Origin of the sequence: Hirschia baltica ATCC 49814 (assembly GCF_000023785.1) — a bacterium.
Lineage (GTDB): Bacteria > Pseudomonadota > Alphaproteobacteria > Caulobacterales > Hyphomonadaceae > Hirschia > Hirschia baltica.
In genome coordinates this window covers 1,121,197-1,145,712 of the sequence record NC_012982.1, presented here as the reverse complement: position 1 = coordinate 1,145,712, position 24,516 = coordinate 1,121,197, and the positions used below count along the sequence as shown (strand labels likewise).

Here is a 24,516-nt window from a genome sequence, read left to right as displayed (position 1 = left end):
TTATTTTTGACCAAATTTCAAAAAATATGGCTTTAGAGACGCTGAAAAAACCTTAACGCGCCGAATATTAGCGTAAAAAGGGAATTCAGGCTCCAAAGCCATACAATTTTTGGACTGATATCAATTACATATTTGGATAGTTGGGACCGCCAGCACCCTCTGGTGTGGTCCATGTGATGTTCTGATTAGGGTCTTTGATATCACATGTTTTACAATGCACGCAGTTTTGTGAATTGATCTGGAAGACGTCTGTGTCCTGAGCATCCTTGACCCACTCATAAACACCAGCCGGACAATAACGTGCAGATGGGCCAGCAAACACAGCCAATTCTGAATTTTTCTGAAGCGCTAAATCTTCCACTTTCAAGTGGATTGGCTGGTCTTCTTCGTGGTTGGTGAAGGAATAAGACACGCTGGTCAGCTTATCGAATGAAAGCACACCATCCGGCTTTGGATATTTTATAGGCTTGTGCTTCTTGGCTGGCTCTAGGCTTGCCGCATCTGTTTTGCCATGCTTGAGTGATCCGCCAAATGGCGTGAATGGTGACCATCCGCCAAATAGAGTCGTGCTCCACAAATCCAAGCCAAACGCAGGAATACCCATTGTTGTACCAAGCTTAGACCAAAGCGGTTTAGCGTTACGAACTTTCTTAAGTTCTTTTGCCACCCAGCTTTTATTATAAGCAGTTTGATACTCAATCAATTCATCAGACTGACGGCCATTTACAATTGCATCAAAGGCAGCTTCAGCCGCAAGCATACCTGTTTTCATTGCATTATGACTGCCTTTAATACGCGGCAGATTCACAAAACCAGCTGAACATCCGATAAGCGCACCACCGGGGAAAGTCAGTTTCGGCACGGATTGATATCCGCCTTCAGTAATTGCCCGCGCGCCATAAGAAATACGCTTTCCACCTTTTAAGTGCTGCGCGATATCTTCATGGTGCTTCATACGCTGGAATTCATCATATGGAGACAGGTATGGGTTTTTGTAGTTCAGGTGAACCACAAGGCCCACGGCCACGTAATTGTCACCAAAGTGATAAAGGAATGATCCGCCACCTGTTTTATCATCTAGCGGCCAACCAAATGTGTGTTGTGCAAGACCTGATTGGAAAACCTCATCAGGCACCTGCCAAAGCTCTTTAATACCAATACCGTGTTTTTGTGGCTCTTTGCCTTTTGCCAGATCGAAATCGGCAATCACTTTCTTGGCAAGCGATCCACGGACACCTTCAGCTATGAAGACGTATTTACCGTTAAGCTCCATGCCTGCTTCAGCACCAGGCTTGGGTTGACCATCTCGGCCAATACCAGCGACACCGGCAACCACACCTTTGATCGAACCATCTTCATTGTAGGTAAATTCAGAGGCAGCAAACCCCGGATAAATTTCTACACCCAACGCCTCGGCTTGTTCAGCCAACCAACGCGATACATTTCCAAGAGACGCGATGTAATTGCCGTGGTTTTTGATCATTGGCGGAAATGCAAATTCCGGCAATGTGATCGAACCAGCAGGTCCAAGATACATAAACTTGTCTTTTGTAACCGGTGTTTCCAGCGGCGCGCCTTTTTCTTTCCAATCTGGAATAAGTTCATTCAGCGCGATTGGGTCAATCACAGCACCAGAAAGAATATGTGCGCCTACCTCGGATCCCTTTTCAAGAACAACAACACTAAGCTCTTGTCCTGTTTCTTGAGAGCGCTGCATGAGTCGAATAGCGGCACTTAATCCAGCTGGACCACCCCCAACAATAACAACGTCCACATCCATGGATTCACGTTCTATTTCTTCCAATGCCATTCTATTTCTCCCGAATCCAGCCGATTCCCTACAGCTCGCTATTTTCTTATTTTATAATTCGCTTATAGTCACTTAATCTGTATTGCAGCGCAACAAAAGAGATAATTTTAGTCAAAAATGCAATGGTCTCCCGAAGAATTAGCGCTAAAAAGTCTCCATGAGTGGTGGATTGACGCAGGGGTTCCACCAGATCAGCCTATTTCTTTAAAGAAAAAAACCGCACCTACAGCTGCGACTAAAACGCCCGCCCCAATTTCCAAAGCGGAAAAAAGCGCGCCAGCGCAACCGCGCCGCTTGCGAACTGACCAGATTTTGGCTGCTCAAAAACTTGCAGACCATGCCCTAACCATTGAAGACCTTAAAAAATCCGTCAATGATTTCACAGGTTGCGATCTTAGAACCACGGCACGCTCTACTGTGCTTTGCGATGGCAATATCAATGCTGACATGATGATCATTTGCGGCGCACCTGATCGTGAAGAAGATAAATCAGGTCGGCCAGCAGCTGGTGCCAACGGGCAATTGCTGGACAAGATGTTTGCAGCCATCAATTTTACTAGACAGGACAATCTTTACATCGCGTCATTAATGCCATGGCATATGCTGGGCGAGCGTAATCCAGATGATCAGGAATGGGCGATTTGCCGTCCATTCTTGCAGAGACAAATTGAACTGGTCTCTCCCAAGATAATCGTCACGATTGGCAAAATGTCTTCGCAAATCTTGCTCAACAAAACAGATAATATTGCAAAATTGCGCGGTCAGGAGTTTCAGTACAAACAAGAAAGCCTATCTCAGGAAATTCCTTGCTTTCCTTTATTTGCCCCAAGCTATCTGCGCGTGCGGCCAGCTGAAAAAGCTAAGACTTGGAAAGATTTGCAACTGATCAGAAAACGCGCTGAGCAACTGGGCGCGATTTCCTGAAACTAAACGCATTTGGATAAAGCGCTATGCATAAGCGCCCAATCAAACGGCTTGGCAAGAATATCATCAAAGCCAGCTTCCTGACATTTGGCATACGCATCTTGTGTCGTATCCGCACTACACGCGATCAAACGTGTCGACGAAGTATATTGACGTAATTCTCTCGCTACCTCAAACCCAGATTTATGCGGCATGTGAAGATCAAGAATAATCGCGTCAAAACTATGCGACTTGGCTTCCTGTAGTGCATTATTTCCATTTTCGGCGATAATTGCGTCACATCCCCATGTTTCCAATACGCGAGATAAGATAAACAGGTTTTGACTATTATCGTCCACAACAAGCACTTGCAGTCCTTTGAGTGCATCAGCATCAACGGCCTCTAGGCTTCCTTCTTTTATGTCTTCCAATTCAGGGCGTCTATCTACAACCCAACCATCTTCAACGATTTCAAAAGTGGGGATTTGTATCTTTAACTGCGTGCCGACACCTCGCTGCGAACGCACGGCAATAGTGCCCTCCATGCGATCCACTAATTGTTTAACGAGTGTCATGCCAAGACCTGTGCCACCATATTCGCGATCATCACCGACATTGGCCTGATTAAATGGCACAAATAAATTCGCAACTTCAGCCTGCGTCATGCCGATACCGGTGTCACTCACCTCAATGTTCAACAAGCAGGCATTTTCGATACTATTTTCACGCGGTAGGATGCTGATATTACAACTCACCTCCCCCTTACCCGTAAATTTCATCGCATTATGGATAAGGTTAAAGAGAATTTGACGGATGCGCGTAGGGTCAGCTTCGATATGTTGAGAAAACTCACCCAGACCATCAAACCGAATATTCAGATCTAGGCCCTTATTTTCAGCAAGTGGCTTAAAGTGATTTTTTAATTTTTCACAGAATGCGACCAAATCAAACGACTGATTATGTATCTGAACACCATCTGCTTCTATTTTAGCCGCATCTAGGGTTTCATTTAATAATTGTAACAAATCCGAAGCACTGGACCAGACTGTATTAAGCAGCTCTTTTTCAGCTTCATTGTCCTCATATGCTCGGTTATTCACTTTGGCGATCAACATGTCTGTCGCGCCCATAATACCAGCTATAGGCGTACGAATTTCATGTGAAATCAAAGACAAAAAAGACGATTTTGCATTGAAAGCTTTTGTTGCCGCAAATCTTAGTGATGCTTCTTCCTGCATTTGCAATAAAAGCCGTAATTCACTTTCAATTTGGTCAGCCAAACAGCGCAAAACATTACGCTCTTCTGAACTCAAAGTCCGTGGAGATTTACTCGCCAGCACAAAATGCCCACATACTTCTCCAGAAGGACCGGCGATAGGGGCAGACGCATAAAAACGTATCCCTGTTGTGCCGTCAAAACTGGGAAGATCGAAATAATCCGGATCTAATCGTGCATCCGGGATCTCAAATACATCATTAGATCGCGTTTCAGCTTGTAGCGGCTTGAGGTCATGGATGAGGTGTTGTTCATCACAATGCTCTAAGCTGTAAAGCCAGTATTTTTTTCCGCCTAATAAAGATACAAATGCAATTGGAGCAGATAGCACTTTAGCGGCAAGCCATGCGATTTTTTCAAATGCACTTGCCTGTGTACTATCCAAGACACCTGAACTGAAAAGTTCGTCTAATCCATCAGGGTAAAATGTCTCGTCATCTATCGCTCTAGCATACTCAGAAGCCAAACCGTCTCGCCTTTAATCAAAATACCCACTTCCCTCAATGTTAACCTTATCAAAAAAACCTTACAAATCGTTTCATTTTTCACGATTTGAATAGGGATAGACCGCACTTATTATCTGAAAATATTGCTTTATCTATCTCTTTGCGTGTATTTAGCGACCTATTCAACGCTACACATATATTTTGTAAAAAAGACTCCCATATCCGAGGTTTTAGGATATGACACCAACTATGACACGCGGCGAATTATCTATCATTATCCCAACCCTAAATGCGGAAAAGCATCTGCCGCATTGCCTTGATTCTCTCAGCGCGGGATTAGGGTCAGGATTAATTCGAGAAGTTCTAATTGTTGATGGCGGTTCCACAGACCATACAATCGCAATGGCAGGCAGTGCTGGATGCCGCGTTATAACCAGCCCCAAAGCTGGACGCGGACGTCAACTTCATATCGGCGCAAAAAATGCCAAATCCAACTGGTTTCTGTTTCTACACGCCGATACAGCCTTGGAATATAATTGGGCGGATGCCGTGAATGCACAAATGCATTTTCCAAAATTTGCGGCAGCTTTCACGCTCGCCTATGACAGCCCCAAAAAGGAAGCACGCTGGCTGGAGAGACGTGCAGGTCAACGCGTCCGCGCATTAGGGCTGCCCTATGGAGATCAGGGATTGCTTATTCACAAATCTGTTTATGAAGACATTGGCGGATTTAAAGATATCGCTCTCATGGAAGATGTTGATATTGCCCAACGCATTGGCAAATCCCGCCTTCGGATCATGACGACAAAAGCAATCACATCCAGCGAAAAATATGAACGTGATGGCTGGAGAAAACGGTCTTGGAAAAATGCTTTTCTTCTCTCCAGATTCCTTATGGGTGCCTCCCCCGACAAACTCGCCAAGGCCTATAAATAACCCATGCAGTCCACGCTTCTAATTTTTGCAAAACCACCGCGCATGGGGCTTGCAAAAACGCGTTTAGCGACAGCGATTGGACCAACACACGCACAGCGCATTAATCGCTATTGCCACAGCCAAACCATGCAAGCAGCTCGATCATCACGCTGGAAATCATATTTATGCATCGCACCAGATAAAGATATACATGCACCAACTGGAAATCTGTGGCCTTCAAATTTTGTGAGGCAAGCACAAGGCAAAGGCGATTTAGGCCAGAGGCTTTCTCTCGCTTTTAGATCTGCCCCCAAAGGCCCCGTCATTGTCATTGGCACAGATGCACCAGATATTTGCAAAAGCGACATTCACTTCGCTTTTAATAGCTTAAAAAAACATGATGCCGTTTTTGGCCCAGCAGATGATGGCGGCTTTTGGTTATTTGGTGCATCAACCCAATTGAGACGGCAAGCTTTGCACTTTAATCCGGTCAGATGGTCCAGCCAATATGCCCTCGATGATATGCGCCAAACCCTGCCAAACGGCACGCAAACGAAACTTCTCCACAGCCTGATTGATATTGATGATTTAGACTCTCTAAAAAAATGGTCTGCGAATTCAAAACAATAGCCGTTTCGTAAAACAAATCGATTGTGTTTTTGTTTTGTTCCGCTATTGTTCTATTCCTATTCAATATATCCTACCAATTACCTTTTAGGCATTCTATTGTGGAAAACTCAACCGGAAAACGTGCGCGCGCTAGGCCTGATAGGCATAGAATAATTGATGATACGCCCCAAAATCTGAGTGCAAATACCGACGATGACGACATACCAAACAGTCTGGAATGGCCTAAAGAAATGGGATGGGAAGCTACCCAATTGCGTGCACGTGGACGCGGCGCAGTTTCAAACGCAACGGGCAGATATGAAACCTATGGCCGACTGCCATTTGATGATGGCTGGAGTGATTTTTCCGAAGATATCCAACCTATCCGTACAGAAACAATTCGCGAATCCGCTAAGAAGGCAATCACCTATAATTCATCACCGGATTTACCTTTTGACCGGACAATAAATCCATACAAGGGCTGCGAACATGGATGTATCTATTGCTATGCGCGACCAAACCACACTTATGCAGGATTATCGGCAGGCATTGATTTTGAAAGCAAAATTTTCATAAAACCCGGCATTGCCAAATTATTGGAAGCTGAAATTGCAAAACCCAGATATCGCCCTAAGACACTGATTTTAGGCGGTGACACCGATATCTATCAACCGGTTGAACGCGACCTAAAAATCACGCGTGAGATATTGCGCGTCGCCTCTGAAGCGCGACACCCTATCGCATTCGTCACAAAATCAGCGCTCGTTCTGAGAGACTTAGATATTCTCGCCCCCATGGCCGAGCAAGGTCTTGTGCGCGCCTGTATTTCTTTGACATCGCTGGACAACAAGCTCTCACGCAAAATGGAACCGCGCGCAGCCGCCCCTCACCGCCGTTTGGATGTTATCCGTCAATTAGCGCAGGCGGGCATCCCTGTCACTGTTATGACAGCGCCAATCATTCCCGCTATAAATGACATGGAAATAGAAAACCTATTAGAAGCTGCCGTAAATGCTGGTGCAGACAATGCTGGCTATGTTCTCCTAAGATTACCCAATGAGATCGCCTATCTTTTTGAAGAATGGCTGCAAGTAAATTACCCTGACCGTGCAGATAAAGTCATGAATATCTTGCGCAGTATGCGCGGCAGTAAAACCTACCAATCCGATTTTGGATTACGTCAACGCGGGACCGGTCCATATGCTAAACTCATCGCCCAACGCTTCAAACTCGCAATTGAGCGACTGAACATAAGAAATACCAAATCAGAGCTACGAACGGACCTTTTTCGTCCACCAAGACCAGACGGATATCGGCAAATGAATCTTTTTTAGATTTTACCCAATGATTCAAGATTGACTCTTTAACGACTCATCTATTTGGAAACATGCATTTTTTTGAATTCAGGTAATATCTTGTTAACCTGAATTTTCTCGAACTTCTTGGAATCGTTAGAGTTTCTTAACCTGAATTCGGCTTCCTTAGAGCGAATCACTCATTCGTTCTGGAGCTAAAGCAAGACATGTCGAAAATAGATTTCCCAAAAGATCACATTCTTATTGGCGACTGCATTGAACTCATGAATTCATTGCCGGAAAAATCTGTCGATTTGGTATTTGCAGACCCTCCTTATAATTTGCAGCTTGGCGGCGACCTTGTGCGTCCAGACAATTCCAAAGTGGATGCTGTGGATAATGAGTGGGATCAGTTTGCCTCTTTTGAGACATATGACAATTTCACTAAAGACTGGCTGACAGCTGCCCGCCGCGTCCTAAAAGATGATGGTGCTATCTGGGTGATTGGCTCTTATCACAATATTTTCCGCGTCGGATCTCAGCTTCAAGATCTTGGCTTCTGGATATTAAACGATGTGATCTGGAATAAATCCAACCCAATGCCAAACTTTAAAGGCACGCGTTTCACCAATGCACATGAAACGCTGATCTGGGCGACAAAATCCAAAGAGCAAAAGAAATACACATTCAATTATGACGCGCTGAAAACAGCCAATGATGATGTGCAAATGCGATCAGACTGGACAATCCCAATCTGTTCAGGTGGCGAACGCCTTAAAAACGATGAAGGCAAGAAAGCACACCCAACACAAAAACCCGAAGCCCTGCTCCACCGCGTTATCATGGCAACGACCAAACAGGGTGACACGGTGCTTGACCCATTCTTTGGCACAGGCACAACCGGCGCAGTTGCCAAAATGCTCGGGCGCCACTTTATCGGCTTGGAGCGTGAAGAAGATTACGCAGCTGTTGCGCAGGCTCGTATTGATAATGTGCGCAAAGTTGATGACGTCGATCTTCAAGTCACGCAGCCAAAGCGCTCCGCGCCTCGCGTGCCATTTGGTGCCTTAATTGAGCGTGGGTTTTTACGCCCAGGTGATCGTTTATACTGCCCAAAACAACAACATATCGCCCGTGTGCGGGCAGATGGCTCGCTTGCAAACGGCGACGACACAGGCTCCATCCACCGCTTAGGTGCTCAAGTTCAAAATGCACCTTCTTGTAATGGTTGGACTTTCTGGCACTATAAATCAGATCAAGGGCTTGCCCCGATTGACCTGCTACGCCGCAAATTCCGCACGGAAATGGGCTTGCACTAAACCCATAAAATACTGAGCTTGACCTTCAATAAAAATCACTTCAACTGAAGGTCATGGCTCAGTTTATATCAGCACTTACACTCGTCGTACCCAATTATGATGACGGCATCGCTTTTTATGTCGACATGCTTGGGTTTGACCTGATTGAAGACACAAAAATATCGGCTAAAAAACGCTGGGTATTGGTTGCTCCTCCAGGCTCAACAGAAACAAAGATTCTGCTGGCCAAGGCCGACAAGCCAGAACAATTTGCAGCAATAGGCAATCAAGCCGGTGGCCGTGTCGGTTTTTTCCTGCAAACAGATGATTTTGAAGCTGATTATGCCGCCATGCGCGCAAAAGGCATCATTTTCCTAGAAGAGCCACGCGATGAACCCTATGCCAAAGTTGTGGTTTGGCAGGATCCGTTCGGCAATAAATGGGATATGTTGCAGCCCAAATAAGCGCGATTTATTGCGGCCACATTTGCGGCAGTTCAAAAATATTAATCGCGACAAGTCCGAATGATTTTTTCGGCGTATTATAATTGCCCTTGAGCACTTCATAATGCAGATGCCGCCCGGTCACTCTGCGACCAGTGCGTCCCATACGTCCAATCGTCTGGCCCATGTCAATTTCTTGCCCATATGCCAGCTCAGGCGTGATGGATTCCATGTGCGCATAGCGCGTATAAATGCCTTGCCCATGATAGATCAGCACGTAATTGCCAAAATCTCTGTGCACACCCGTTTCTAGAATGCGCCCGCGTCCTGCCGCGTAAATTTCAACAGGCTGCGAATGATGATAATCAATGCCTTTGTGCATTCTATTTGATCGCAAACCATATCCTGAGGATAAACACCCCGCCTCAAGCGGCGTGGTCGCCAATACGATGGTTTCATCAACTGCGATAAAAGGCGCAAAATCCACATAACCCACAGCGTCTTTTTCAGGTGGATTTTTCACATTCATGGACGGACAAAGCGCAACACGCGACAAAAATGGCAAGGTTCCAAAAGACGTGATGGAAGCTGCCTCTGCCGGTGGCTGATAAATCTCTTGATCAGATGCACATCCAGCAATCAAGCCAATACCTATAAGATATACAGCCTTTCGCAGGCAGGATGTAACATATTTCAACATTAAGCCGGCACCTCCAGAATGAGATAGCCTATTCACCCAAAATTGAAGCGAAAACTACTTAAATCGAGTTTAAGTACAGCTAAGCATCCAATGCCAGCTTCAGTGCTTTCCTGCCAACTGTGGGCAATCCAGCTTCCAAACACATATCAATGTCGATCCAATCACCTGATAAATCTGGCTTTTTCGTCAGGTGTGCGACATACACATCCCAATGCAGCGCAAAATGGGTGAACACATGCCTTGCCTGCCCGCGATAATGCCAATCGGCTTTGACGGGCTGATAGTCTTCCAATGTGTATTCCCCGCCCTCTTCCCAAGGCGAAGAAAGCGGCATCAGCATACCGCCCAATAAACCGCTATCTGGGCGGCGCTGCAAAAGCACTTTACCCTCATGAAAGATCACAAAAGCCAGCCCATTGCGAATGGGCTGTGGCTTGCGTTTGGGTTTTGCCGGATAGCTTTCCTGATTGCCTTCTTGCCTTGCCAAACAGATATCCATCCAAGGGCAAATCATACAATTGGGCGATTTAGGCGTACACACGCTTGCGCCCAAATCCATCATTGCTTGCGCAAAATCACCAGATCGCTGAGGCACGAGTGTCTGCACACGCTGCGTAATCTCTTTTTTATCCTGCGCCCAGCCAGCAGCGCTGCCATCGCCGGCAATCGCCATAAGACGTGAAATGACACGCTCAATATTACCATCCACAGGGGCCACCGGCAGATCAAACGCGATCGAGCCGACCGCCGCCGCTGTATATGGCCCCACACCCGGAAGCGCCAACAACGCTTCGATTGTGTTGGGGAAAGCATCCAGCCCAGCAAGCACTTTGGCGCATTTGTGCAGATTGCGGGCGCGCGCATAATAACCAAGGCCCGCCCATTCACGCATCACATCATCATTATGCGCCGCCGCTAAATCTTCAACTTTTGGCCAGAGACGGGTAAATTTATCAAAATATGGTGCGGCATGAGGCACAGTCGTTTGTTGCAGCATGATTTCCGAAAGCCACACGCGGTAAGGATCTGGCATGTCTCCGTTTTTGCGCGCTTGCGGGCTTAGCCGCCATGGTAATCGGCGCGCCATCTGATCATACCATTGCAACAATTCGTGTGCAGCGTTTTCAAAGTCAGACTTAACGAATGTGGATTTTGCATTTACCATGCTTTGCGTCATTCCTTTTTTCACGAGATTCTGCAAGCCCAGCTTTCATGTCAAATTCCGATCACTCCTCACCTCCACCTCCCAAAGCGACAAGGTCCGCTGAGGAAGAGGCGTTGATGAAGCTCAAAAAAATGCGCGGCAAAAAGCTTCAAACCGAGCATGATCTGAGTTTGATGTCAGCGAGAGAAGACACACGCGGCGCAAAGCAGGATCTTGCGCGCAGACGCGGAAAAGCCGTTTATAATTTCGCGCGCCCCGTCTCCAAATCAGTTTATAAGACACTCTACCCAGCATTGAGAGGCAAGGATTCAGGTGCTGCCCTGTCCTCTCTTCAGCGCCGCTGGCCAGAAGTGCTTGGGCGTGATTTGGCAGCTTTATGTGAACCCGTTCAAATTATAAAACCCTCAACCGGCTATGTGCTCGTGCTGGAAGCCAATTCGGCCTCAGCAGCGCTGAAGCTAAAACATCAAAGTGATATCATTCTTGAACGCGTGAATGCTGGTAGCGGCGCGCGCTTTAAAGGCATCCGCCTGCAACAAACCACAACCAAACACCAATCGGTAAAAACAACGTCCCAACTGAAACATCGCCTCACCCCAGAAGAAGCCCACGAAATCGAGGCCGAGCTACAAGGCGTTGAAAGTCCAGCTTTAAGAAAAGCCCTTCAAGGTCTTGGTGAAGCCATCCGCATTAAACGTGAAACCGAGAGAGCAGCACGCGCCAAAGCCGCTGCCCCAACATCAGCATCGCGCCGTGTGCGATCATTTCGATCAAAAAAATAGGCAAATGACCACGAATAGCCAATTTGATCACAAGTCGTTGAATTGCCCTATTTATCACTTCAGACTATCACAACAGTCACAAAATCTATTATTTGCTTATTTTTAAGTAGACTCACACTGCAAACAGGACATGTCTAAATGCGCACTAAACATCTTCTTTCAGCCATCGCGATCGCTGCACTAACAGTTGGATGCTCTCAAGCTGACTCAAAACCAGTCGCTGCGAATGATGTCAAAGGCTCAAGCGTGAGTTATGTTGCCGGTGACGTTATTCTAGGGAATGCAGATGCAAAAGTTCAGATTGTTGAATATGCATCAACAGCATGTGGACATTGCCGCACTTTCCACAAAACAATCCTGCCTAACATCAAAAAAGACTTCATTGAAAACGGTTCAGTTAGCCTGATCTATCGTGATCTTCCTACACCGCCAGCTCAACTTGCTGCCGCTGGTGCAGCGCTTGCGCGTTGCGCAGGTAAAGATGAATATTACAAAGTTCTTGACGATGTTTTCACAAGTCAGGGTGAAATCTTTGATGCTGCTCGCAGCGCTGGCGGCGCATTGCCAGCTTATAATGAAATTGGTGCGCGTCATGGCATGTCTGAAGAGACCGTCAAAGCATGTGTCACTTCAACTGAGGTTTTGAACGAAATCTCACGCACATCCGATCTTGCTCAAGCAGCAGGCGTCACTTCAACACCAACACTCTTTATTGATGGCGTTAAAGTTGAAGCAAAAGACATGTCCAATGAAGGTATCGCCGCCTTGTTGAACGACGCTTTGGGGATTGAAACAACCTCCGAATCAGCCCCCGCTGAACCAGAAGAAGCTGCAGAAGCAGCGCACTAGAAAAACGGCACGCGCCTAGAAAGGCTAAATTGCATTTCACCGGATTAAAAATAGTTGGATTTAAATCCTTCGCAGATCCGGTAGATTTTGCGATACGCGAGGGGCTGACAGGCATTGTCGGCCCTAATGGTTGCGGAAAATCCAATATTCTAGAATCACTCCGTTGGGTGATGGGCGCAACATCAGCCCGCGCCATGCGAGGCGGTGAAATGGATGATCTGATTTTCTCAGGCTCATCCAACCGCCCCCAACGTGAAAACGCTGAAGTCGCGCTTATTCTAGATAACTCAGCTAGACGTGCGCCGGCTGAATTAAATGACAGCGATGAATTAGAGGTCAAACGCCGCCTCAGACGCGGCGCGGGTTCCACGTATAAAATCAATGGCCGCACAGTGCGCGCCAAAGATGTGCAACTCCTTTTTGCCGATGCCTCCACCGGCGCAAATTCTCCTGCCCTTGTGCGTCAGGGGCAGATTTCTGAACTGATCGCATCAAAGCCGCAAAATCGCCGCCGCATATTAGAAGAAGCCGCGGGCATTGCGGGCCTAAACCAACGCCGCCATGAAGCTGAATTAAAGCTTCGCGGCGCAGCCGACAGCTTATCGCGTCTTGATGAAATCATTGGCGAAGTCGACAAACAGCTCAACACGCTCAAACGTCAGGCATCCCGCGCTAAAAAATATCGCGCCCTGCAAGAACAAATAGAAACACTAGAAGCGCAGATTGCATATTATAAATGGAAGACAGCGCGCGAAGAAACCGCTTTGGCTCAAGCCAGCGTTTTAGAAACATCTCAATCTGTGCAGGAATATGCCCAGCTTGAAGCTTCCTGTGCAGCAGCAGAATTAAAACTACGCGATCAAATCCCGCCACTTCGCGAAAACGAATCAGAGGCATCAGCCCATCTTGGCTTGCTCAAATTGGAAATAGCGAAATTAGATGGTGAACGCAAAGCTGCTTCTGATTCCATTGTCCGCCTGGAACAAGATTTAAAACGTATTGTTGAAGACCAATCGCGTGAACATGCTTTAAGAGAAGAAGCCCTCACATCTGCTGAGCGCGCAAAAGTCTCTCTCAATGCACTGCCTGAAGAAGATCAAGACACATTCGATACGCAATTAGCATCACTTCGCGCTGAACTCGCAGAAGCTCAACACAAATTACGCATTGCAGACACAGAATCTGACAATCTAGCTGCCAAATTAGCAACAGCGCAGGCAGAGGCAAGCAGCGCCAAGGCCGCATTAGAGCGCGCTATTTTAAAACAAAATAATCTGGAAACAGAAAAGCAAAACGCGCTTACAAGCCTTGCAGACCTTGGATCATCTGAAAAACTTGAAGCGCAACAAACAGCTTTAGCAAAACAATTGGAATTAGCTGAAAAAGCCCTATCGGATGGGCAAGATCTCGCCGATAAATTGGATGTTGAAGCAAACACCGCACGAAAAAACGAAAAAGAATCAATAACTCCGCTCAATGAAGCGGAAAAAAACATTCGTAGCATTGAAGCCCAGATTGCTGGCCTTCAACGCCTTGTCGGCAAAAAACAATCCAGCCAATCAGCGCCAATACTTGATGAGACCCACCCCAATGCAGGATTGGAGCGCGCCCTCGCCGCCGCATTGGGCGATGACCTAAACGCCTCGATGAACCAAGCTGACAGCCAATATTGGTCAGATAGTCAGGCGCAGCACTTATCCCCCATGCCCGATGGCGCAACGCCCCTCAACCAATTGGTCGAGGCACCAGCAGCACTTGCTGCACGTTTATCCCAATGCGGACTGGTAGAAGCAGAAGACGCTGCAAAGCTAAAATCACAACTAAAACAAGGCCAGCGCCTTGTCTCCAAGGAAGGTGATTTATGGCGCTGGGATGGTTTTGTCCGCACAGCCAAAGCCCCCAGCTCTGCCAGCGAAAAGCTGGAACAACGCGCGCTTATTCTTGATCTGGAAAAGCAGTTATCCAAAGCCAATAAAGCCGCTGATAAACTACGCACCGCCCAGCAAAATGCCGCTAAAGCACTTGTTCTCGCTCAAGACAAAGCCCGCGATTCGCAGCGCGCTTTACCAATTCTGACGCAAGCTGCATCCCGCGCCAAACAGGAATTGATGCAAAACGAGCAAGCTTTAGAACGGCTTATGCTACGCAGATCCAATGTCGAAGATAATGTCTCCCGCATTGAAGACGCGTTATTGCAAACGCTTGAAGAGGTCGCACAAGCAAAGGCATCTTTATCAGGCGGCCCATCGGAAAATGACACAAGAGCATTAGAGGATTTGCGCGCAGATGTTCGCAAATTGCGTGAAGAAGAAAGAGAATATCATAATTCTATCAATAATTTAGAGCATGAACAATCGCGCTCACGTGCTCGTAAATCTGCCCTTGAAAGAGAGTTAAAAGATTGGTCCAGACGTGCAGACTCTGCTGACATACGACTGACAGACCTTCACACACAGCGCACTGGCGTGCGTCGCCAATTAGAAAGCGCCAAAGCCCAACCAGATGATATTGCCGATAAATTATCCACGCTAAACTCCAAACTTGAAGCTGCAAATGCCACCCGCACAGAGGCAAGTAATGCGCTCTCCCAAATGGAAACCCAATTGCGAGAAGCAGAAACGCAGGCCCGACAAGCCAGAGACGCAAGCGCAAAGGCAAGAGAAACGCTTATCCGCAGCGAAACCCGCCTAGAAGCGGCACAACGGCGTGAAGAAGATATCAGCGAGAATATAAAAGCCCGCTTTGAGCTTGATTTTGACGCTCTTGAAAAGCTCAACGCTTCGTTCTCTCCTGAAAATCTCACTGCTGAAAACGATCAAGACATTGAAAATAAAGAAATTCCATTCAGCATTCCGCAAGCGGAAACGCAATTAGCCCTATTAATGCGCGACCGTGAAAGCCTTGGCGGCGTCAATATGGAAGCTGATTTGCAGGTTGAGGAAACAGCGAACCGTCTGGAAACTCAGCTTCGCGAGCGTGAAGATCTAGACCAAGCCATCGCCAAACTGCAAGAAGGCGTACAAGCGCTAAATGCACAAGGCCGCACGCTTTTACTGGAAGCGTTTGAAAAAGTATCAGAACATTTTCGTGTCTTGTTTGAAGCCCTATTTGAAGGCGGCGAAGCCCATTTAGAACTAACCGAATCAGATGACCCTTTACAGGCTGGATTGGAGATTTTCGCGTGTCCGCCGGGCAAACGCCTCTCTGCACTTTCGCTTATGTCAGGCGGCGAACAGGCCCTAACAGCCGCAGCCCTAATTTTTGCTGTCTTTCTCTCCCAACCCTCCCCTCTGTGTGTGCTGGATGAGGTCGATGCACCGCTTGATGATGCCAATGTCGACCGTTTCTGCCGAATGCTGGATACAATGCGCTCAAGAACCGATACGCGCTTCATCGTCATCACCCATAATCCGGTGACAATGACGCGGATGGATCGCCTCTACGGGGTCACAATGCAGGAGCGAGGCGTGTCCCGACTCGTCTCAGTAGACCTTCAGTCAGCGGAACAATTGGTCGCAGCCCAGTAATTTTCACGGCATTAATGGTAAAAATCCATTAAAAACAGCACACTATCTATTTTTAAATTGTCTTGACTTCGTGAATTTTGTTCCCTAGTTTCCGCCCAAGCTTGGCAAGCTAAGCTGTGACGATGAAAACGGGGCAATATTTTCCTTACCTTTTACGGTATTTAGTGGATTGAAAGCATGAGCAATGACGATCTCAAAAAGCAGATCGATGAGGCACGTGCTGCTTATGCGAAAACGTATGAGCGACCACTAAACCAAGAAGGTCAGGCTAAAGGCATGGCTCTGGGGTTTAGAATGGCAACTGAATTTGCTGTTGGACCTCTCGTTGGTGCAGCCATTGGCTGGGGATTAGACCTTGTGTTTCACACGAAACCTTGGATGCTAATCATCTGGATGATGTTTGGGTTTGCCGCAGGAGTTATGAATGTCGTGCGCGCGGCCACAGCCTCGCAAAACGCCGCCGGAAGTGAACCGGTTGAAGGAGTTGAAGAAGAATGATGCTGGAATCGATCAATTCAATGATCAACCAAGTCGCTACCGACCCGATTCACCAGTTTGTGCTGAACAAAATCGCTGACTTCCAAATTGGTGGTTTCGACGTTTCTTTCACAAACTCATCAGCATTTATGCTGTTAGCAGTTGTTTTGGCTGTTGTTTTATTAGGTGTTGCCTCTTCTAAAAGCGCGACAATCCCAAGCCGTGGCCAATCAATTGCTGAGATCGCCTATGGTTTTGTTGCTGGCATGGTCCGCGACATGATGGGCGAAGATGGAATGAAATTCTTCCCTCTCGTATTCTCACTTTTCATCTTTATCTTCTTTGCGAACATGCTTGGTATGTTCCCATATTTCTTCACCACAACATCTCACATCATCGTTAACATGGCGCTTGCCCTTCTCGTGATGGCAGTTGTGATCGGATATGGTATCTGGAAAAACGGATTTAAATTCTTCAAAATCTTCGTTCCATCAGGTGTTCCTCCGGTTCTTTATCTCTTGGTGACACCAATTGAGATTATCTCTTTTGCGTCTCGTCCGCTTTCATTGTCAGTGCGTTTGTTCGCCAACATGCTCGCCGGACACATCATGCTTAAAGTATTCGCTGGCTTTGTTATCATGCTTGCAAGTGCTGGTGGCGCATTAATTCTGCTTGCACCTGTTGCCCTTGCCGGTACGGTTGCAGTAGTTGCTCTAGAATTCCTGGTGGCGTTCCTCCAGGCATATGTATTCGCTATTCTAACATGCGTTTATCTAAACGACGCATTACACCCGGGACACTAAGTCTCGGGCGTAAATTGAATTTTTGGTTGACCTGCCCGCCCATTTAGGGTTTTAGGGCGCAAACTCTTGGGAGATCCGTTATGGAAGAAGGTCTAAAGTACGTCGGCGCAGGTCTAGCCTGTTTTGCTATGTTTGGTGCAGCTCTAGGTGTGGGAAACATTTTCTCTAGCTACCTTGATGCAGCTATGCGCAACCCATCTGCAGCTCAAGGTCAGTTCGGTAACCTGATCTTTGGTTTCGCTGTGACAGAAGCCCTAGGTATCTTCGGTTTCTTGATCGCGATCTTGCTTTTGTTTGCTGTTTAATAGCACTCAACAGAATATCGTCTGACGCGGAATTTGAAACTGCCCTTTCTGGGTTGACTTCAAATTCCGTCGTTGGGTTTTAAGAATATACCTAAGTATCAGGGGTTAAACCATGGCGACTACGCCAGCACACGGCGCTGAAGCAGCAAGTGGCATTTTTCCGCCGCTGAACGACTACGCCTCATACCCATCACAGATTTTTTGGCTCGCTCTAACATTCGGCGTGCTTTACCTATTTATGTCGCGCATGATTTTGCCGCGCATTGGTGGAGCTATTGATCGCCGTGCAGACAGCATTACACAAGACTTGGAAGAAGCCTCACGCATGTCTGATCGTGCAAGTGCTGCCCAACAGTCTTTAGAAAAAGAACTCGCAGAAGCACGCGCAAAAGCTCGCGCCACTGCAGCTCAAGCAAAAGCAGAAATCGAAGCTGAAGTTGCTGCTGAAACAGCGAAAACAGAAGCTGAAGTTGACGCTCGTCTTGCCAGCGCAGCAACACGCATTGCCGAAGTACAAGCAAGCGCAATGAAAAATGTTGAAGACGTTGCATCTATGACAGCAGCGAATATCGTCAACAAACTCATTGGTGTAAGCGTTTCAAAAGATGACGCCGCTAAAGCTGTCTCAGCCGTGTTAAAAGGAAACTAAGTCATGGCCGATCAAAAACACGCTGATGACGTAAAACACGTAGGTGACGTTCTTCAATCAGAAATTTCTGACGAATTACACGAAGCGACAGGCGTTGCAGAACATGGTGAGCATGTAGAAGCCGCTGGACCGTTTGCAGATCCTACATTTTGGGCAACAATTGCTGTACTTATCTTTTTAGGTATCCTTGTTTGGAAGAAAATTCCTGCAACTATCGCTAAATCGCTGGATGATCGTGCGCAGAAAATTCAAGATGAATTAGACAATGCCCGCCTCCTTCGTGAGAAAGCACAAGCTGCTCTTGCTGAAGCAGAGCGTAGCCAAGCACAAGCTGAAGAAGATGCAAAAGCGATAGTCGCAGCCGCGAAAGCTGAAGCAAAAGCATTTGCTGACACATCTCGCGCAGACCTAAAAGAACGCATGGAGCGCCGTGAGAAAATGGCTGAAGAGCGTATCGCACGCGCTGAAGCAGAAGCCACTCAAGCAGTACGCAACACTGCAGCTGAAGCAGCTTCTGCAGCTGCAGCTGGTATACTTCGTGAAAGCACAGCAAAAGGCCCTGCAAAGAAAAGCCTTTTCGAAACAAGCTTAGAAGATATCAAAAAGTCCCTTGGCTAAAGCCTTACTGAGATTTGATTGAGACGCGTCCCTGACTTAATTGGACGAGTTGCAACAAAAACGACTTTAAAACGCAGCATTTATCCATATCGGATTTGCTGCGTTTTTTATTTGCAATCGGGTGATTTTATTGAATTTGGTTGTCACCAAATATCAAATTTAACAGCCAGTTCGGCGCGAAGCGTTTCAAATTTGGATGTTTAGCGATTGTCTTCTGCATCCAGCGACGCCCAGCCAAAGAATTGCGTGCAAGCAACACCACCCCTAAAATCACAATGGGCAATCCAATTGGCACGAATGGAATTGGTGTTAGAAATGCGATCGGCACCCCAATAATAATAAAGAACAAGCCCAATGCCGCGAGTATAGGCCGGATAATTGCCATCACACCGCCCCTAGCGACCTGAGCTGAGCGTTTGGGTAAAGTTTGACGTGCGTGTGGGGGTTCTTCTTTAGAAAAAGGCGTCACAATATTGTTTTTCATAAATAATCTTTATTCATTCTGAGCGCTAATTATCATCAGGAATATGTGCCCAGAATATGGCTGTTCGTCATTAAAGATATGTATGAAATTAATCAAGCAGTTTGCAATCATATCTGCTCTAAGATGATTAGAACGAGACAAAAAAGCGCCCTTACATAATGAAGGGCGCTTTTAATTTTAATAGCTAATCAACAATTGTCGCTAAGCCTCTTCAGCTAGCCAACGCAAGACAGGTTTACGCGCTGCCAGCGTCTCATCTAGGCGGCGCATAGGGGCAAGATATGGCGCTTGTTTTAGCGCCTCATCACCCGATTTTGCTTTGCGTGCAACACTTTCTAGTGAGTCACAAAAACGATCCAGCTCAGCTTTGCTTTCTGTTTCTGTCGGCTCAATCAACATAGCGCCATGCACAACAAGCGGGAAATACACCGTCATTGGGTGATAGCCCTCATCAATCATCCCTTTTGCAATATCAACGGTTTCAATGCCGCTATCTTTTAGGAATGCATCCGAGAACAAAGCCTCATGCATGCAATAGCCCTCAAAAGCAGGTGACATAACTGACTTTAAACGCGCTTGAATGTAATTAGCGTTCAAAACAGCGTCTTCCGCCACTTGTTTTAGGCCGTCAGCACCGTGTGAGAGAATGTATGTCAATGCGCGCGTAAACATGCCCATTTGACCGTGAAACGCACACATACGGCCCAGTGGCTTTAAATCAGTGCCTGCAAGTTCAGCTTCATCATCTACATAAATAAGCTTGTAATCACCGTCGCGCTTATCAACTGTCATAACTGGATAAGGCGCATATTTCGCCAAACGCTCAGACAGAACAGTTGGACCAGCACCAGGGCCACCACCGCCATGAGGCGTGGAGAATGTCTTGTGCAGATTAATGTGCATCGCATCCACGCCCAAATCACGCGGACGCACACGCCCGACAATCGCGTTGAAGTTTGCACCATCACAATAGAAATAACCGCCGGCTTCATGGATCAGATCTGCGATTTCTCTGATGTCACGCTCAAATAACCCACATGTATTTGGGTTGGTCAGCATAATGCCCGCCACATCAGATGTGTCGCCTTCAAGCTTTGCTTTGAGATCATTTAGATCAACGCGGCCATCACTAGAGGCTGCAATTTCTTGCACTTTAAAACCACATTGCACAGCTGTCGCAGGGTTTGTTCCATGCGCAGACTCAGGCACAAGTACGCGCGTACGCGTATTCACTTCACCGCGATCAATCAGAGCGGCGCGTATCGCTGCCATACCGCACCACTCACCATGCGCCCCTGCTTTAGGGCTCATCGCTACGGCCGGCATGCCTGTTAGCTTTTTCAGCCAATCTTCAAGCTGCTCGATCACCTCCATAGCGCCTTGCACAGTTTGTTGAGGCTGCAATGGGTGTATATCGGCAAAGCCCGGCATACGCGCGACTTTTTCATTCAGGCGCGGATTGTGTTTCATCGTACACGACCCAAGCGGGAAAAGCCCTAAATCAATCGCATAGTTTTTTTGCGACAAACGCACATAATGGCGCACGGCTTGTGGCTCTGACAGCCCCGGAAGCCCTGTTCCGTTTTTGCGCTTTAAACCACCAAGGCGATCTTTACGCCCTTTAGGGGCAGGAAGGTCGACACCTGTTGTCTCAGTTGTGCCGATATCGAAAATCAGCTCTTCTTTTTGGAGAAGCCCCTTAGAGCCGGAGACTGTTTGAATGCTCATGCCACTAGCTCCGGTAATTGCAATTGGATAAGGAAAGTCTTAGCTTGCTCAAGTTCATCAAACTTCAAACTTACACCAAAATGCTGCTTCTTATTTTCCTTGGATATTTTCTTTGGAAAATTTGAAAAATTGGAACTAAATCTATCTTCTATCAATGCATCTACTCTGAGAACACTTTCTATATTGGCACCCGCTAAGACAGGATCCAATATAAAAGCAAATTTTGTTTTAGATTCACCATTGAAGTTCAATTCAAAACTCCCCTGTGAGAAGCGCAAGACTTTCTTAGTTTCCGAATTCAAGTTCCAACCAATAGAATTTAGGAGCTCTACTACTATATCTCTTTCCGGGTGATCACATAAAACTGTCATGCCAGCACCTCCTTCAGCGCTTGTGCATAGGCGGCAATGCCTTCAGCTGTATTGCATTCTGTTGCTGCTGCAATCACCACATTATCTAGGTCAGCGCGCGGGAATAAACGCGATGCACGTACGCCGCCAATGACGCCTTTTTCATCCAAAGCAGCCAGCAAAGCGCCCGCTTCCATTGGTGTTTCAAAAGAAATCTCGTTGAAGAATGTCTCTGTTTTTAGCGTCACGCCATCAATAGCTTCTAATGCATCTGCTAGATCACACGCTGCTTCATGGTTTAGCGTGGCCAATTGCGTTAGCCCCTTATCACCAAGCAATGTCATGTGGGCTGTAAACGCCAAGGCGCAAAGCCCCGCATTCGTACAGATATTGGAAGTCGCTTTATCGCGGCGAATGTGTTGTTCACGTGTGGAAAGTGTCAGCACGAAACCGCCTTTGCCATCCGCATCAATTGTTTGCCCACACACACGGCCCGGCATTTGTCGCACTAGCTTTTGGCGACAGGCCAAAAGACCAACATATGGACCACCAAAACCAAGCGGATTTCCAATAGACTGGCCTTCACCCACCACAATATCAGCACCCATTTCACCCGGAGGCGTGATTAGGCCAAGCGATACAACTTCGGTAAACACAGACACAAGCAAGGCTTTTTTCGCATGTGCAGCTTCTGCAATTGGCGTGAGGTCTGTCACTGTTCCAAATACGTTTGGAGACTGCGCAATCAAGCAAGCTGTATCATCCTCAGCATATCCAATGAGTGCTTTCTCATCATCAAAAGCAGGCGGCAGAATAACCACTTCAATGCCCTGCGTTTCACAGGCAGTACGAATTGTTTCTGCATAATGTGCATGTACGCCGCCTGAAACGATTACCTTTTTACGCCGCGTCGCACGACACGCCATCAAGGCCGCTTCAGAGGCCGCTGTTGAACCATCATACATAGACGCATTCGCCACTTCCATCCCAGTTAGCATCGCCACTTGGGATTGAAATTCAAACACGGTTTGCAAAGTGCCTTGCGCAATTTCTGGCTGGTAAGGTGTATATGTTGTCAAAAATTCAGAGCGCTGAATGATGTGATCCACGCTTGCTGGCACATGGTGTTTATATGCACCACAACCGACAAAAAATGGTCCTTCAGACGCTGTCCGGTTTTTTGCAGCTAGAGCGCTCATATGACGCTCAACAGCCAACTCGCCCTGATGCATGGGCAAGTCCTCAATCGGACCTGTCAAACGTGCAAACTCTGGAACATCTTGATAAAAATCATCAACGCTTTTTGCGCCAATCGTCTCAAGCATTTGCGCCCGATCATCAGGCGTCAGTGGGAGGTAACGCATATATTCCTAGCCCTCACAAAATGCTTTATACGCAGCTTCGTCCATCATGCCTTCAAGCTCAGAAGGATCAGACATTTTAACTTTGTAGAGCCATTCAACAGCTGTCAGTTTTGCATGAAACTCTTCTGAATCACCTTCTAGGAAATCATTCAATTCTGTAATTTCACCAGAAACAGGGGAATAGACTTCTACAGCTGCTTTTGCTTTTTCAAACACAAACAGGATGTCACCTTTGGAAACATCGTCATCCACTTCCAACAAGTCTTCAGCGGCCACGATATCATCGCCCAATTGCTCTGCTGCATAAGCGGAGACACCGATCGTCGCAATGTCACCTTCTACTGAAACCCACTCATGATCTTCTGTGTAAAGTTTAGTCATAATTCTCTAGCCCCTAGCCGCGATAATAATTTTGTTTGACGAATGGCATGCGGCTGACAACCGCTGCCCTTGGTTTGTTTCTTACAAGAACGTCCAGCTCTGTGCCTGCCTGCGTGTAGCCGCGCTGCACATAGCCCATAGCCACAGGCTTGCCCGCAGTGTGTCCGTGGCCGCCTGATGTAATGACACCAATGATTTTGCCATCTTTCGTGGCAATCTCAGATCCTTCACGTGCTGGTGCTTTATCTATCAATGTCAGGCCGATACGTTTCATATCGGTGCCATTTTCAATCTGAGCGATAATTTTTTCACCGCCAGGAAAATCAGCTTCATCGCGGCGCACTTTAGACACCGCCCAAGTGAGTGAGGCCTCAATCGGCGTTTTGCTGGTATCCATATCATGCCCGTATAGGCAAAGCCCTGCTTCCAAACGCAAACTATCGCGCGCGCCTAAACCAATCGGCGCTATTCCAGAATCTTCCAGCAATGTCTTGGTTATGGTTTCAGCATGTTCTGCTGGGACAAGAATTTCATATCCATCTTCGCCTGTATAACCCGAACACGAAGCCAGACAATTTACGCCGCATACATCCACGCGTTTAGCAGTCATAAACACCATATCAGCAAGCTGGGGTGCGTATTTCGCCATCAGCTTGCGTGTTAGAGGGCCTTGCACAGCAATCAGCGCGTTATCATCAGCTCGCTCTAGCACAGCGCCTTCACATTTTTCGCTAATCAGCGCGAAATCTTCTTCTTTACAGCCAGCATTCACCACGATGTAGAGGCAGCCTTGTTCCTCGGGCGCGAATGGACGCGTCACCATAAGGTCATCCAAAATACCGCCATCATCATTTAGCAACAATGTATAACGCATTTCACCCGGTGCGAGGCCTGCAATATCTCCACATACAAGCTGTTCAAAAATACCGGCAATTTTAGCATGAGCTGCATCACCGGTTAGCGCGGTTTCGCTGCCCATTTCTTCAAGTTTCAGAAAAGCCGGCCCCATGTGAGAAACATCAAACAAACCACATTTTTCACGTACATGATGATGTTCGGGAATGATACCAGAATCAAACTGGATAGGCATGGAATAACCAGCAAAATCGACCATTTTGCCACCCATAGAATGGTTCAGTTTTGATAAAGGTGTAAGCTTCAGATCTGCATTGGACACAGTACAAGGTTCTCCACGGTCGGCATAAACTTCTACGCACTCATGCACGTAGATATTTCATGCCCCCGCTGTCCCTTGCGCCTGAGAGATTCCGCAGTGCTTATTTTAGCGTCTGCTTGCTCCTTCGGCGAGGCTGCGCATTAAAATGCCGCCTCTTTCCAG

General features: G+C 47.1%; 24 protein-coding genes. 14 read left to right on the top strand and 10 right to left on the bottom strand.

Annotated elements, in window-relative coordinates; genetic code table 11:
- Window positions 1-124: 124 nt before the first annotated feature.
- Window positions 125-1,810, bottom strand: a complete 1,686-nt coding sequence (locus HBAL_RS05375) for an electron transfer flavoprotein-ubiquinone oxidoreductase (protein WP_015826916.1) — start codon at window positions 1,808-1,810, stop codon at window positions 125-127.
- Window positions 1,811-1,927: 117 nt separating this feature from the next.
- On the opposite strand from HBAL_RS05375, the gene HBAL_RS05370 reads away from it, so the two are divergent.
- A complete protein-coding gene (locus tag HBAL_RS05370) occupies window positions 1,928-2,734 on the top strand; it encodes a uracil-DNA glycosylase (RefSeq protein WP_015826915.1) in 807 nt (268 codons plus the stop codon).
- Window positions 2,735-2,736: 2 nt separating this feature from the next.
- On the opposite strand, the gene HBAL_RS05365 is transcribed toward HBAL_RS05370, so the two are convergent.
- Window positions 2,737-4,455 carry a GAF domain-containing hybrid sensor histidine kinase/response regulator gene (locus HBAL_RS05365; protein WP_015826914.1) on the bottom strand — a complete coding sequence of 573 codons (1,719 nt, stop codon included), beginning with the start codon at window positions 4,453-4,455 and terminating at the stop codon, window positions 2,737-2,739.
- A 217-nt stretch (window positions 4,456-4,672) separates the two neighbouring features.
- Here HBAL_RS05365 and HBAL_RS05360 point away from each other — a divergent pair, with 217 nt between their 5' ends.
- The 5 genes from HBAL_RS05360 to HBAL_RS05340 all read left to right on the top strand — a co-directional run bounded on the left by HBAL_RS05360 (window position 4,673) and on the right by HBAL_RS05340 (window position 9,016).
- Window positions 4,673-5,371: a TIGR04283 family arsenosugar biosynthesis glycosyltransferase gene (locus HBAL_RS05360; protein ID WP_015826913.1), complete on the top strand. Its 699-nt coding sequence runs from the start codon at window positions 4,673-4,675 to the stop codon at window positions 5,369-5,371.
- 3 nt (window positions 5,372-5,374) lie between these two features.
- Window positions 5,375-5,980: a TIGR04282 family arsenosugar biosynthesis glycosyltransferase gene (locus HBAL_RS05355; RefSeq protein WP_015826912.1), complete on the top strand. Its 606-nt coding sequence runs from the start codon at window positions 5,375-5,377 to the stop codon at window positions 5,978-5,980.
- Window positions 5,981-6,078: 98 nt separating this feature from the next.
- Window positions 6,079-7,293: a PA0069 family radical SAM protein gene (locus HBAL_RS05350; protein WP_015826911.1), complete on the top strand. Its 1,215-nt coding sequence runs from the start codon at window positions 6,079-6,081 to the stop codon at window positions 7,291-7,293.
- Between the two features lie 188 nt (window positions 7,294-7,481).
- On the top strand, window positions 7,482-8,573 hold the full coding sequence (locus HBAL_RS05345) for a site-specific DNA-methyltransferase (RefSeq protein ID WP_015826910.1): 1,092 nt from the start codon (window positions 7,482-7,484) through the stop codon (window positions 8,571-8,573).
- A 53-nt stretch (window positions 8,574-8,626) separates the two neighbouring features.
- Window positions 8,627-9,016, top strand: a complete 390-nt coding sequence (locus HBAL_RS05340; RefSeq protein ID WP_015826909.1) for a VOC family protein — start codon at window positions 8,627-8,629, stop codon at window positions 9,014-9,016.
- A 7-nt stretch (window positions 9,017-9,023) separates the two neighbouring features.
- On the opposite strand, the gene HBAL_RS05335 is transcribed toward HBAL_RS05340, so the two are convergent.
- Window positions 9,024-9,695 carry a M23 family metallopeptidase gene (locus HBAL_RS05335; RefSeq protein ID WP_015826908.1) on the bottom strand — a complete coding sequence of 224 codons (672 nt, stop codon included), beginning with the start codon at window positions 9,693-9,695 and terminating at the stop codon, window positions 9,024-9,026.
- A 79-nt stretch (window positions 9,696-9,774) separates the two neighbouring features.
- Window positions 9,775-10,860, bottom strand: a complete 1,086-nt coding sequence (locus HBAL_RS05330; RefSeq protein ID WP_015826907.1) for an A/G-specific adenine glycosylase — start codon at window positions 10,858-10,860, stop codon at window positions 9,775-9,777.
- A 47-nt stretch (window positions 10,861-10,907) separates the two neighbouring features.
- Between HBAL_RS05330 and HBAL_RS05325 the strand changes: the two genes are divergently transcribed.
- The 8 genes from HBAL_RS05325 to HBAL_RS05290 all read left to right on the top strand — a co-directional run bounded on the left by HBAL_RS05325 (window position 10,908) and on the right by HBAL_RS05290 (window position 18,870).
- A complete protein-coding gene (locus HBAL_RS05325) occupies window positions 10,908-11,642 on the top strand; it encodes a DUF721 domain-containing protein (RefSeq protein ID WP_049763127.1) in 735 nt (244 codons plus the stop codon).
- Between the two features lie 138 nt (window positions 11,643-11,780).
- On the top strand, window positions 11,781-12,491 hold the full coding sequence (locus HBAL_RS05320; protein WP_015826905.1) for a thioredoxin domain-containing protein: 711 nt from the start codon (window positions 11,781-11,783) through the stop codon (window positions 12,489-12,491).
- Between the two features lie 29 nt (window positions 12,492-12,520).
- A complete protein-coding gene (gene smc, locus HBAL_RS05315) occupies window positions 12,521-16,018 on the top strand; it encodes a chromosome segregation protein SMC (RefSeq protein WP_015826904.1) in 3,498 nt (1,165 codons plus the stop codon).
- Window positions 16,019-16,195: 177 nt separating this feature from the next.
- Window positions 16,196-16,516, top strand: a complete 321-nt coding sequence (locus HBAL_RS05310) for an AtpZ/AtpI family protein (RefSeq protein WP_015826903.1) — start codon at window positions 16,196-16,198, stop codon at window positions 16,514-16,516.
- Window positions 16,513-17,298, top strand: a complete 786-nt coding sequence (locus HBAL_RS05305; protein WP_015826902.1) for a F0F1 ATP synthase subunit A — start codon at window positions 16,513-16,515, stop codon at window positions 17,296-17,298. The genes HBAL_RS05310 and HBAL_RS05305 overlap by 4 nt, the downstream gene beginning before the upstream one ends.
- Window positions 17,299-17,378: 80 nt before the next feature.
- Window positions 17,379-17,603: a F0F1 ATP synthase subunit C gene (locus HBAL_RS05300; protein ID WP_015826901.1), complete on the top strand. Its 225-nt coding sequence runs from the start codon at window positions 17,379-17,381 to the stop codon at window positions 17,601-17,603.
- 112 nt (window positions 17,604-17,715) lie between these two features.
- Window positions 17,716-18,252, top strand: a complete 537-nt coding sequence (locus HBAL_RS05295) for a F0F1 ATP synthase subunit B family protein (protein WP_015826900.1) — start codon at window positions 17,716-17,718, stop codon at window positions 18,250-18,252.
- A gap of 3 nt (window positions 18,253-18,255) precedes the next feature.
- Window positions 18,256-18,870: a F0F1 ATP synthase subunit B family protein gene (locus HBAL_RS05290; RefSeq protein WP_015826899.1), complete on the top strand. Its 615-nt coding sequence runs from the start codon at window positions 18,256-18,258 to the stop codon at window positions 18,868-18,870.
- 127 nt (window positions 18,871-18,997) lie between these two features.
- On the opposite strand, the gene HBAL_RS05285 is transcribed toward HBAL_RS05290, so the two are convergent.
- From HBAL_RS05285 to gcvT, 6 genes are all read right to left on the bottom strand, one after another.
- Window positions 18,998-19,354: a hypothetical protein gene (locus HBAL_RS05285; protein WP_015826898.1), complete on the bottom strand. Its 357-nt coding sequence runs from the start codon at window positions 19,352-19,354 to the stop codon at window positions 18,998-19,000.
- 201 nt (window positions 19,355-19,555) lie between these two features.
- Window positions 19,556-21,082: an aminomethyl-transferring glycine dehydrogenase subunit GcvPB gene (gcvPB, locus tag HBAL_RS05280; protein WP_015826897.1), complete on the bottom strand. Its 1,527-nt coding sequence runs from the start codon at window positions 21,080-21,082 to the stop codon at window positions 19,556-19,558.
- Window positions 21,079-21,453, bottom strand: coding sequence for a hypothetical protein (locus HBAL_RS05275; RefSeq protein WP_015826896.1), 375 nt, complete (start codon window positions 21,451-21,453; stop codon window positions 21,079-21,081). Before HBAL_RS05275 ends, gcvPB begins: the two co-directional genes overlap by 4 nt.
- The gene (gene gcvPA / locus HBAL_RS05270; protein ID WP_015826895.1) at window positions 21,450-22,796 is read right to left on the bottom strand and encodes an aminomethyl-transferring glycine dehydrogenase subunit GcvPA; all 1,347 of its coding nucleotides are present in this window, start codon (window positions 22,794-22,796) and stop codon (window positions 21,450-21,452) included. Before gcvPA ends, HBAL_RS05275 begins: the two co-directional genes overlap by 4 nt.
- Window positions 22,797-22,802: 6 nt before the next feature.
- Entirely contained in the window at window positions 22,803-23,177 is a 375-nt protein-coding gene (locus tag HBAL_RS05265; protein ID WP_015826894.1) for a glycine cleavage system protein H, read from the bottom strand.
- Window positions 23,178-23,190: 13 nt separating this feature from the next.
- Window positions 23,191-24,354, bottom strand: coding sequence for a glycine cleavage system aminomethyltransferase GcvT (gene gcvT, locus HBAL_RS05260; protein ID WP_041301413.1), 1,164 nt, complete (start codon window positions 24,352-24,354; stop codon window positions 23,191-23,193).
- Window positions 24,355-24,516: the final 162 nt, after the last annotated feature.